We start from the raw sequence: 10,752 nt of genomic DNA on the forward strand, positions 1-10,752 counted from the left end.
AAACTAGCAAAACACTGATCTATCACAGACGGAAGAATGTGATGACCAGCAGACAACCACCCATAAAATGTGGGGTGGTCGCACCAAAAATAATTTTGGCACTGACATTCATCGGCACACTGTTGAGTTCTCAAAGAACACGCACACACCATCGCTCACGAATCGTGATTCGTTCGTTCAGGGGCTACTTGTTCGTCTCCGGCCAGCCAGTCGGCTTCCGGCGCGGACACCAACCTTACCAGAAGGTTTGTGTCCGGGGAAATCATTCAGGCGCCTTCGTCCAACCTCGTTTCCCAGTCCCTGAGGTCCGGGTCGGTGTCCGTGTCGCTCTGACCTGGAATAAGTTACGCGAGGATGAATTCGATTTCCAAATCGCCTGGTCACACGGGTTCCGGTAGCGAATTTCGCCTGGTCGGACGTGGTCGTCGGACGCCCCTCTGGGCGGCCCCTTCCCGGTGACCCGCAGCACATTCTCAGGCGTCGGCGGCGACTCGTTCGATGTCCCCGCCGAGCTCCTTGATGATCTCGACGAATCTCGGGTAGCCGCGATCGATGTGGTAGACGTCGTGCACCTCGGTCACCCCGTCCGCACACAGACCGGCGAGGACGAGGCCGGCCCCGGCCCGGATGTCGTTCGACCACACGGGTGCGCTCGACAGTTCCTCCACTCCCCGCACCACCGCGTGGTGACCGTCGGTTCGCGCATCGGCGCCGAGCCGGATCATCTCTTCGACGAACCGGAAGCGTGCTTCGAACACGTTCTCGGTGATCATCGACGTGCCGTCGGCGACCGCGGCCAGCCCGATCGCCATGGGCTGCATGTCGGTGGGAAATCCGGGATAGGGCAGGGTCGCGAAGTTGACCGCCCGCGGCCTGTCCTTCTGAACCACCCGGAAGCCGTCGACCTCCGGGGTGACTTCTGCGCCGGCCGCCCGCAACTTGTCGAGCACGAGGGCGAGATGCTTGGGGTTGATGCCACGAACCCGGACGTCACCCCGGGTCATGGCAGCGGCGATTCCCCATGTCGCTGCGACGATGCGGTCGCCGATGCAACGGTGCGTGGCGGGCACGAGCGCGGGGACACCGGTGATGCGCAGCGTCGTCGAGCCGGCTCCGCTGATCCGTGCGCCCATCTGCACCAGCATGTTGCACAGATCGACGATCTCGGGCTCCCGGGCCGCGTTGTCGATGGTCGTCTCCCCTTTGGCGAGAACCGCCGCCATCAGGATGTTCTCGGTGGCGCCGACGGACGGGAACGCCAGGCGAATGGTGGCCCCGTGCAGGTCTTCGGCCTCGGCGACCACGCAGCCGTGCTCGATCGTGCTGTGCGCACCCAGAAGCCGCAGGCCGGCCTGGTGCATGTCCAGCGGGCGCGAACCGATCGCGTCCCCGCCCGGCAACGCGACGACGGCACGCCGGCATCGTGCGACGAGCGGCCCGAGAACACACACCGATGCACGGAACTGACGAACCGCAGCGAAATCGGCGTGGTGGTGCGGCTGCGCGGGCGTCGTGATGCGAACTACGTCTCCCTCGAGTTCGACGTCGCAGCCGAGACCGCGGAGAACATCCGCCATCAGGGGGACGTCGAGGATGTCGGGGCAATTGGTGATGACACTGGTGCCTTCGGCGAGCAACGTCGCGGCCATCAGCTTCAGAACACTGTTCTTTGCACCACCGACGACGACCTCACCCACGAGCCGGTTACCACCGGTGACGAGAAAGCGTTCACTCACAACGCCACAGCGTAACGAGGACTCCGCGATCACACCCGAGCCGGTACCGTGACGGCCATGGCTGTCCACCTCACCAGGATCTACACCCGCACGGGCGACGACGGAACGACCGGACTGAGCGACTTTTCGCGGGTATCGAAGAACGACCCGCGACTGAGCGCGTACGCGGACTGCGACGAAACGAACGCCGCACTCGGGGTCGCGCTCGCCCTCGGAAATGCGCCGGAACGCTTCGTACCCGTTCTTCGGCAGATCCAGAACGATCTGTTCGACGCCGGCGCGGATCTGTCGACTCCGGTCGTGGAGAACCCGAAGTATCCGCCGCTGCGGATCACCCAGGCGTACATCGATCGCCTGGAGGGCTGGTGCGACGAGTTCAACGAGGAACTCGAGCCGCTGAACTCGTTCATTCTTCCGGGCGGCACTCCCCTGGCCGCGCTGCTGCACACGGCTCGAACGGTGGCGCGGAGAGCGGAACGCTCAGCGTGGGCCGCGGTCGACGCTCATCCGGACGACACGAACGTGCTGCCGGCGAAGTACCTGAATCGGCTGTCGGACCTGCTGTTCATTCTCGGCAGGCTCGCGAACCCGGACGGAGACGTCCTGTGGAAGCCGGGCGCAGGCGCCTGAGCAGGTCGTGCGCGGTTTCGGTGGCAGGGGCCACCGAAACCGCGCACGAGAGGATCAGTTCGGGCGGCGGCGCTGCGACCGATCGGACGGCCGGGACTCGACCCAGGACAGGAACGCCGTGAGCGCACCACTGTCGAAGGCGACCTCGAAGACGTCCTCGCCGTCGGCCAGCTCGAGGATCACGATGTCCTCGGTCATGATGTCGTACTCGTTGCCCTCCGGCTTGCGCCGTTCGCGCACCTCGACGCCTCGACGGGTGATCCGGGAATCCGGCCCGAGACGGAGACTGGAGAGCTTGTAGAAAACGAGATTGTTCTCGCCGTACCGGATGATGCCGTGCCGCCAGCCGATGCCCGCGGCGTTGGGCAGAACCCGGAGGATCGCGGCGGTACCACCGCCGCGCAGATTACGGAGACGGTACAGAAAAGCCGCGACGGCGCCGGCGAGCAGCACGACAAGAATGACGAGAACGATCATTCCAACTGTCACTGCTCGTGGCTCCGTCGCGGCTTCTCGTAACTTCGATCAGGCCCGCTCGACGGCCCGCAGACGGCCCTTGGCCACTGCGATCTCCGCTTCGTCCCGGCTCTCGGCCAGGACAGCCTTCGCGGCGTCGACGTCGATGTCCTGCACGAGATCCGCACCTTCGGCGAGCACGGTCACCGTCGTCGCGGTCACCGAGAGGAAGCCGCCGTGCACGGCCGCGACGATGCGCTCCCCGTCGACGGTCGTGACGGACACGACACCGCCCTCGACGAGCTGGCCGAGAACCGGCTCGTGACCGGGCATGACGCCGATCTCACCCTCGGTGGTCTGTGCGGAGACCAGCTTCGCCGAACCCGACCACACACGCTGCTCGACGGCAACGATGTCCACGGTCATTTCAGCCATGGCGGACTACTTTCCGGCGATCTTCTTGGCTGCGGCCTCGACGTCGTCGAGTCCACCGCAGCTGTTGAAGGCCTGCTCCGGAAGGTGATCGAACTCGCCCTTGCAGACGCGGTCGAACGCCTCGATGGTGTCGCGCAGCGGCACGACCGAACCGGGCTCACCGGTGAACTTCTCGGCGACGATGAAGTTCTGGCCGAGGAACTTCTGCAGGCGACGGGCGCGGCCGACGAGGACCTTGTCCTCTTCGGAGAGCTCGTCCATACCGAGGATGGCGATGATGTCCTGCAGTTCCTTGTACTTCTGCAGGATCCGCTTGACCTCGTTGGCGACGCGGAAGTGCTCGGCACCGACGATGCCGGGCTCCAGGATGCGCGAGGTCGACGTCAGCGGGTCCACAGCGGGGTAGATACCCATCTGCGAAATCGGACGCGAGAGCTCGGTGGTCGCATCGAGGTGCGCGAAGGTCGTGGCCGGCGCCGGGTCGGTGTAGTCGTCGGCGGGGACGTAGATCGCCTGCAGCGAGGTGATCGAACGACCACGGGTCGAGGTGATGCGCTCCTGCAGCTCACCCATCTCGTCGGCCAGCGTCGGCTGGTAACCCACGGCCGAAGGCATACGACCGAGAAGGGTCGAAACCTCGGAACCGGCCTGGGTGAACCGGAAGATGTTGTCGATGAACAGCAGCACGTCCTGGCCCTGGACATCGCGGAAGTACTCCGCCATGGTCAGCGCGGACAGGGCGACGCGCATACGCGTTCCCGGCGGCTCGTCCATCTGGCCGAAGACGAGGGCGGTGTCCTGGAGGACGCCCATCTCTTCCATCTCGAGGTGGAGGTCGGTGCCCTCACGGGTGCGCTCGCCGACGCCGGCGAACACCGACGTGCCGGAGAACTCACGCGCGATACGGGTGATCATCTCCTGGATCAGAACGGTCTTGCCGACACCGGCACCACCGAACAGACCGATCTTGCCGCCCTTGACGTACGGGGTCAGCAGGTCGATGACCTTGATGCCGGTCTCGAGGATCTCGGTCTTGCCCTCGAGCTGGTCGAAGGCCGGGGGCTTGCGGTGGATGCCCCACTGCTCGCCGTCACGGCCGGTGCCCGGCGCGTCGAGGCAGTCACCGAGGGCGTTGAAGACGTGGCCCTTGACGACGTCGCCGACGGGAACGGAGATCGGGCGACCGGTGTCGACGACGGAGGCGCCGCGCACCAGGCCGTCGGTCGGCTGCATCGAAATCGTGCGGACCAGGTTGTCACCCAGGTGCTGCGCGACCTCGAGGGTCAGGGTCTTCGCCACCGACGGCAGAGTGACCTCTGCGTTGAGGGCGTTGAACAGCTCGGGCACGGCGCCCCGCGGGAACTCGACGTCGACGACGGCGCCGATGACGCGCACGACGCGACCGGCCGAGGCCGAGGCCGCACCCGCCCCGTTGTTAGTTGTTACTGCTGCGGTCATGTGCTTCAGTCACTTCCTGCACTCGAGGCGAGCGCACCGGCACCGCCGACGATCTCGCTGATTTCCTGGGTGATCTGGGCCTGGCGGGCCTGGTTCGCCTGACGGCTGAGGTTGTTCACCAGTTCCGTGGCGTTGTCCGTCGCGGCCTTCATGGCGGTACGGCGAGCAGCCGACTCGGAGGCGGCGGCATCCAGCAGCGACGCGAAGATGCGCGTGCTGATGTACTTCGGCAGCAGTGCCGAGAGCAGCGTCCCGGCCTCCGGCTCGAAGTTGTAGCCGGCACGCGGGCCGTCGCTGCCCGACGCGCGGTGCCCGTCGGAGAGCATGTCCTCGCCGAGGTCGATCTCGTCCTCGGTGATGTTCACCTCGAGCGGCGCCATGCGGCGGACCTCGGGGGTCTGCGTCAGCATCGACACGAAACGCGTGTAGACGATGTGCAGCTCGTCGACGCCCTCGATGGTGCCCTCACCGTTCGGCGCGGGAACCTCGGATCCGGACCCGGCCATGAACAGCTCCACCAAGTGGCGGCTGGCCTTCGCGGCGTCCGCGTACCGCGGTGCCTGCGAGAAGCCGGTCCACGCACCTGCGACCGGGCGCTCACGGAAGGTGTAGTAGGCCAGGCCCTTGCCGCCGAGCACGTACAGCACCGGCTCCTTGCCCTCGCTGACGAGCAGCTGACGCAGCTCCTCGGCTTCCTTGAGGACGTTGGAGTTGTAGCCACCGCACATACCACGGTCGCTGGTCACGACCAGCACTGCGGCACGCTTGGGGGTCTCACGCTCGTTGAGCAGGGGGTGATCCAACGACGCCGAGGCGCTCGCCAGCTCCGAGAGGACCTTGGTGATCTCCTCGGAGTACGGCTTCGACGCGGCAACCCGAGCCTGGGCCTTGGTGATCCGCGACGTCGCGATCAATTCCTGCGCCTTGGTGATCTTCTTGGTCGAGTTGACCGACTTGATCCGCGAGCGCAGCTCACGCAAGTTCGCCATTTGTCGATCACACTCCCTTCACTGGACGCTGGGTCATGGTCTCCACGCTCACTTACGAACGGTGGTGCGCTTGACGGAGACCTGCTCCTGCTCGACCTCGTCGGCGCCCAGCGGGGCCGCCTCGGCCTCGTTGACCACGCGGCTGCCGTCGGAGGCGATGAAGCCTTCCTTGAACTTCGCGGTCGCGGCGGTCAGAGCGTCGATCGACTCGTCGGTCAGCGCCTTGCCGCCGGAGATCTGCTCGTAGACGCCGGCGGCGCTGCGGTGCAGGTCCTCGAGCAGCTCGGTCTCGAACCGGCGGACGTCCTCGACGGGAACGGAGTCGAAGACACCCTCACCGGCGAGGTAGATCGAGACGATCTGGTCCTCGACGGCGATCGGCGAGTACTGGTCCTGCTTGAGCAGCTCGACCAGACGCTGGCCGCGCTCGAGCTGGGCCTTCGACGCGGCGTCGAGGTCCGACGCGAACGCGGCGAAGCCTTCGAGCTCACGGAACTGTGCGAGCTCCAGACGCAGCGAGCCGGAGACCTTCTTCATGCCCTTGGTCTGCGCGGCGCCACCGACTCGGGAAACCGAGATACCGACGTTGATGGCCGGGCGCACACCCTTGTTGAACAGGTCGGACTCGAGGAAGACCTGGCCGTCGGTGATCGAGATGACGTTCGTCGGGATGTAGGCCGACACGTCGTTGGCCTTCGTCTCGATGATCGGCAGCGCGGTCAGCGAACCGCCGCCGAGCTCGTCGGACAGCTTGGCGGAGCGCTCCAGCAGGCGGGAGTGCAGGTAGAACACGTCGCCGGGGTATGCCTCACGTCCCGGCGGACGACGCAGCAGCAGCGAGATGGCGCGGTACGCCTCGGCCTGCTTGGTCAGGTCGTCGAACACGATCAGGACGTGCTTGCCCTGGTACATCCAGTGCTGGCCGATGGCCGAACCGGTGTAGGGGGCGAGCCACTTGAAGCCGGCGGAGTCGGAGGCCGGAGCCGCGACGATGGTGGTGTACTCCATCGCGCCGTTCTCCTCGAGGGCCTGCTTGACGCCCGCGATGGTGGAACCCTTCTGGCCGATCGCGACGTAGATGCAGCGGACCTGCTGCTTCGGGTCACCGGTCGCCCAGTTGGCCTTCTGGTTGAGGATCGCGTCGATGCAGACCGCGGTCTTGCCGGTCTTGCGGTCGCCGATGACGAGCTGGCGCTGACCGCGACCGATCGGGGTCATCGCGTCGATGGCCTTGATGCCGGTCTGCAGCGGCTCCTCGACCGGCTGGCGCTCCAGCACGGTCGCGGCCTGCAGCTCGAGGGCGCGGTTCTCGGTGGACTCGATCTCGCCGAGGCCGTCGATCGGCTGGCCCAGCGGGTTCACGACGCGGCCGAGGTAGCCGTCGCCGACCGGCACCGACAGAACGTCGCCGGTCCGCTTGACTTCCTGGCCCTCTGCGATGTCCTGGAAGTCGCCGAGGACGACGGCGCCGATCTCGGTGGCCTCGAGGTTCAGGGCCACGCCCAGTACGCCACCGGGGAACTCCAGCAGCTCGTTGGCCATCGCCGACGGCAGACCGCTGATGTGCGCGATGCCGTCACTGGTGTCGACGACCACGCCGACCTCCTCGCGGGAGGCCTCCGGGGAGTAGCTCGCGGTGTAATTGTCAATCGCGCTACGGATCTCGTCGGAGGAGATCGTCAGCTCCGCCATGTTCTTCCTGCTCTCGGTATCTGGTCTTCGAAAAGATCTGGGTGTGTGTTCGGTAGTGGACTACGTGAGGTTCTTCCGCACTGCCGCGAGTCGTCCCGCTGCGGTGCCGTCGATGATCTCGTCGCCCACCCGGACGACCAATCCACTGAGGAGCTCGGGGTCGACCTCGACGTGGACCGTCACAGGCTTCCCGTAGGTGCGGGTCAGGATCGCGCTGAGGCGTTCGGCCTGAACCTCGCTGAGGGCAGCGGCGCTGCGCACATAGGCGACGGCACGCTCCCGCTGCGTGGCAGCGAGAGCCGACAGTTCGTCGAGCGTGTCGGCCGGAGCCTTCTTCAGGCGACCGACGGCCTGCACGGCCAGGGCCTCGGTGATCGCGGTGCACTTGCCGTACAGCAGGCGCGAGAGGAGCTCGCGCTTGGCCTGCACCGCGGTGCTGCGATCGGACAGGGCCTGCTCGAGTTCTCCGTTGCCGGCGACGATGCGACCGAGCCGGAACAGCTCGTCCTCGACCGTGTCCAGCTGGTTCTGGTCCTCCGCAGCCTTCAGCAGAGCCTCGCGGCCGAGCTGAACGAGCGAGTTGGTCAGGTCGGACTGCGCCGACCAGTCCTGGCCCACCGCGGCCTTGACGGTCGCCAGGGCCTCGGCCGAAACCTTGCCCCCGAAGACCTGCTCGGCCAGCGCCTGGCGAGCTGCCGCCGGGGTCGAGGCGTCCGCCAGCGCACCGCGGAGGGTGCGCTGGCCGTCGAGCACCTCGACCACCGAGAACAGTTCGGAGCCGGCCTGTGCCGCAGCGGCAGTCGCGGCACCCGCACCAGCGGATGCGGTGCTCGACGCCAAGGCGTCCTGCAGCGCGGATCGCGTATGAGCGAGTGCCTCACGGCTTGCTGCGTACATGGTGCTCACTTTCCGGATGCAGAGTCAGCGCTGAGGGATTCGAGCTCGCTGAGGAAGCGGTCGATGGAACCGGCACGCTTGACGTCATCGGAGAGTGCCTCACCGATGATCTTCTCGGACAGGTCGACGGCGGTGCGGCCGAGATCGCCACGGAGCTCGGTCACGATCTGCTGGCGCTGGGCCTGCAGCTGGGAGTGACCGGCAGCGACGATGCGGTCGCTCTCCTCCTGGGCCTGTGCCTTCATGTCGGCGATGATCTGCTGACCCTGGGTGCGGGCCTCTTCGCGGATCTGCGCCGCTTCGGTGCGGGCCTCGGCGAGCTGCGCGCGGTACTGCTCGAGCGCGGCAGCGGCTTCCGCCTGTGCCTCTTCCGCCTTCTTGATGCCGCCTTCGATCTGCTCCGAACGCTCGTCGAGGACCTTCTGGAACAGCGGAAGCACGTACTTCCAGAAGACGAGACCGACGATGATCAGGGCGACGAGCGACCAAACGATGTCATATGTCGCGGGCAGGAGCGGATTGTGGGTCTCCGCTTCCTCCGCGAGCAACAGGATGCTGTCAGCCATGTTCGCGACGATCAGAAGATGAAGCCGGCAACGATGCCGATCAGCGCGAGGGCCTCGGTGAACGCGATACCGAGGAACATGGTGGTGCGCAGCTGTCCGGCCATCTCGGGCTGGCGAGCCATGCCCTCGATCGCCTTACCGACGACGATGCCGATGCCGACGCCCGGGCCGATGGCGGCGAGGCCGTAGCCGACGGCACCGAGACCCTTGAAGGTGGTCTCTTCCTGCGCGAGGATCTCGACTGCCTGAAGCGCAACGCTCATTGGTGTTCCATTCCCTTTCTAGTGGCTCGGCCCCGGGGATCGGCAACCGAGTCAGTCTGTGATGTTGTGTGGTGGTGCAGTTCGGTCAGTGCTCTTCGGCGTGCAGCGCGAGGTCGATGTAGACCGCGGTCAGCAGCGCGAAGATGTACGCCTGCAGCACGATCACCAGCAGTTCGAAGAAGGTGAAGGCGACGCCACCGATCAGCGAGCCGATACCGAAGAGCTTCATCGCGCCCTCGGACGAGAAGAAGAAGAACTGGGTGGCACTGAAGAACAGCACCAACATGATGTGGCCGGCGAGCATGTTGGCCATGAGACGGATCGTGAGCGTGAACGGCCGCAGGATGAACGTCGACACGAACTCGATCGGGATCACGAGCAGGTGGAGCGCCGGCGGCAGGTTCGGGATGACGATGCTGCTCTTGACGTAGCGGAAGAAGCCGTACTTCTTGATGCCGACGTAGTTGAAGACCACGTAGGCGAGAGCAGCCAGCACGATCGGCATGCCGATGCGGGCGTTGGACGAGATGTTCAGGAACGGGATGATCGAGGTCAGGTTCAGCCCGGCGACGAGGAAGAAGATCGTCACGAGCACCGGCAGGAAGCGACGGCCCTGTTCCTTGCCGAGAATGTCCTCGGCGATGTTGATCCGAACGAAGTCGATCATGATCTCCGCGACGTTCTGCACGCCGCGCGGAACGATCTTCGGGCTACGCAGGGCGAACGCGAAGAACGCCGCGACCAGGACGGCGACGACGACGCGGATGAGCATCAGCCGGTCCATTTCGAAGGGGGTGCCCTCGAAAAGAACTGCTGGTGGAAAGAAATCGGCTAGTGACGGCGCGTGGAATTCTCCGGCTGCCAAGGTGGTGACGCTCAGCGCTCTCTCCCGTAGTCGGCCGCAGGCATTGCCGTCTGCGGTTCGATCGGACATTGACGATCCAACAAGTCGACAAGGTCGGCTCGCGTATTCGCCAGCTGCTGTGGGCGATCTGATCGGCCCCGCGTCTGTCGGTGTCGGCGACTCTCGTCGACTCGGCGGTCATTTGAACACGACCGCCTGCAAAGATACAACCGCGCCGTGCCCTCGGGACCACCGGCCGATCGCAACTCTCTTGGGCATTACCCTATCAATACATCTACGACAACGCGTAGGGGGGTGCGGACGCGAGAGGTAATTGACAAGGCCAACTACTACTGCTTGTCGTTATCCGCGTTGTCCGAATCGGGAACCACGTACAGCGCCCGCTGCGAGACCACCCCGTAGGTTTCCGCGCCCAGCACGATCACCAGCGCGAACACGATCGTCAGGACCAGCGCGCCCTTGCTGTAGAAATCCAGCGGCTTGAGCAACGCCATCACCACGATCGCCAGGATCAGCTTGAGCAGCCACGTACCCAGCAGCACGGCGCCGGCGGTCGTCGCGGGCAGCCGCGAGGTGAGCAACACCCCGAGCGCCGTGAACAGGATGAATCCGCCGCCGACGGCCGCCCCGATCAGTGCGCCCCAGAGCCCCGGCATCCCCGCGACGAGCACCGAGACCACCGCGGACACGACCGTCAGGGCGACCAGCCCCAGCGCGCCGTACCGGACGGCGGCGCGCATCGGCGCCGACGGATCGGGCAGGGCG

12 protein-coding genes are annotated in these 10,752 nt (G+C 65.8%); 1 reads left to right on the forward strand and 11 read right to left on the reverse strand.

The genetic code is table 11. The features are described 5' to 3' along the window. Window positions 1-473 precede the first annotated feature (473 nt). Complete coding sequence (gene murA / locus A8G15_RS28765; RefSeq protein WP_068166612.1) at window positions 474-1,736, reverse strand: UDP-N-acetylglucosamine 1-carboxyvinyltransferase; 1,263 nt, start codon at window positions 1,734-1,736, stop codon at window positions 474-476. Window positions 1,737-1,793: 57 nt separating this feature from the next. Between murA and A8G15_RS28770 the strand changes: the two genes are divergently transcribed. After that, window positions 1,794-2,366: a cob(I)yrinic acid a,c-diamide adenosyltransferase gene (locus A8G15_RS28770; RefSeq protein ID WP_068166613.1), complete on the forward strand. Its 573-nt coding sequence runs from the start codon at window positions 1,794-1,796 to the stop codon at window positions 2,364-2,366. 54 nt (window positions 2,367-2,420) lie between these two features. Here A8G15_RS28770 and A8G15_RS28775 read toward each other — a convergent pair whose 3' ends face one another. The 10 genes from A8G15_RS28775 to A8G15_RS28820 all read right to left on the reverse strand — a co-directional run. Then, window positions 2,421-2,843 carry a DUF2550 domain-containing protein gene (locus A8G15_RS28775; RefSeq protein WP_068166627.1) on the reverse strand — a complete coding sequence of 141 codons (423 nt, stop codon included), beginning with the start codon at window positions 2,841-2,843 and terminating at the stop codon, window positions 2,421-2,423. A 48-nt stretch (window positions 2,844-2,891) separates the two neighbouring features. Next, window positions 2,892-3,257, reverse strand: coding sequence for a F0F1 ATP synthase subunit epsilon (locus A8G15_RS28780; protein WP_068166614.1), 366 nt, complete (start codon window positions 3,255-3,257; stop codon window positions 2,892-2,894). Window positions 3,258-3,263: 6 nt separating this feature from the next. Beyond that, entirely contained in the window at window positions 3,264-4,715 is a 1,452-nt protein-coding gene (atpD, locus tag A8G15_RS28785; protein ID WP_068166616.1) for a F0F1 ATP synthase subunit beta, read from the reverse strand. 5 nt (window positions 4,716-4,720) lie between these two features. Next, window positions 4,721-5,704: a F0F1 ATP synthase subunit gamma gene (locus A8G15_RS28790; RefSeq protein ID WP_068166617.1), complete on the reverse strand. Its 984-nt coding sequence runs from the start codon at window positions 5,702-5,704 to the stop codon at window positions 4,721-4,723. Between the two features lie 48 nt (window positions 5,705-5,752). Continuing rightward, window positions 5,753-7,396, reverse strand: coding sequence for a F0F1 ATP synthase subunit alpha (gene atpA / locus A8G15_RS28795; RefSeq protein WP_068166619.1), 1,644 nt, complete (start codon window positions 7,394-7,396; stop codon window positions 5,753-5,755). Window positions 7,397-7,456: 60 nt separating this feature from the next. Continuing rightward, window positions 7,457-8,293, reverse strand: a complete 837-nt coding sequence (locus A8G15_RS28800; RefSeq protein ID WP_068166628.1) for a F0F1 ATP synthase subunit delta — start codon at window positions 8,291-8,293, stop codon at window positions 7,457-7,459. 5 nt (window positions 8,294-8,298) lie between these two features. Continuing rightward, window positions 8,299-8,859, reverse strand: a complete 561-nt coding sequence (locus tag A8G15_RS28805; protein WP_068166621.1) for a F0F1 ATP synthase subunit B — start codon at window positions 8,857-8,859, stop codon at window positions 8,299-8,301. Window positions 8,860-8,870: 11 nt separating this feature from the next. After that, complete coding sequence (locus A8G15_RS28810; RefSeq protein WP_068166623.1) at window positions 8,871-9,122, reverse strand: ATP synthase F0 subunit C; 252 nt, start codon at window positions 9,120-9,122, stop codon at window positions 8,871-8,873. A gap of 85 nt (window positions 9,123-9,207) precedes the next feature. Then, a complete protein-coding gene (gene atpB, locus A8G15_RS28815) occupies window positions 9,208-10,056 on the reverse strand; it encodes a F0F1 ATP synthase subunit A (protein ID WP_211270269.1) in 849 nt (282 codons plus the stop codon). 260 nt (window positions 10,057-10,316) lie between these two features. Next, a partial coding sequence (locus A8G15_RS28820) for a Cg1360 family ATP-synthase-associated protein (protein ID WP_245688054.1) occupies window positions 10,317-10,752 on the reverse strand: 436 nt, incomplete at its 5' end.

It is taken from the genome of Rhodococcus phenolicus (genome assembly GCF_001646785.1).
Classification (GTDB): Bacteria; Actinomycetota; Actinomycetes; order Mycobacteriales; family Mycobacteriaceae; genus Rhodococcus; species Rhodococcus phenolicus.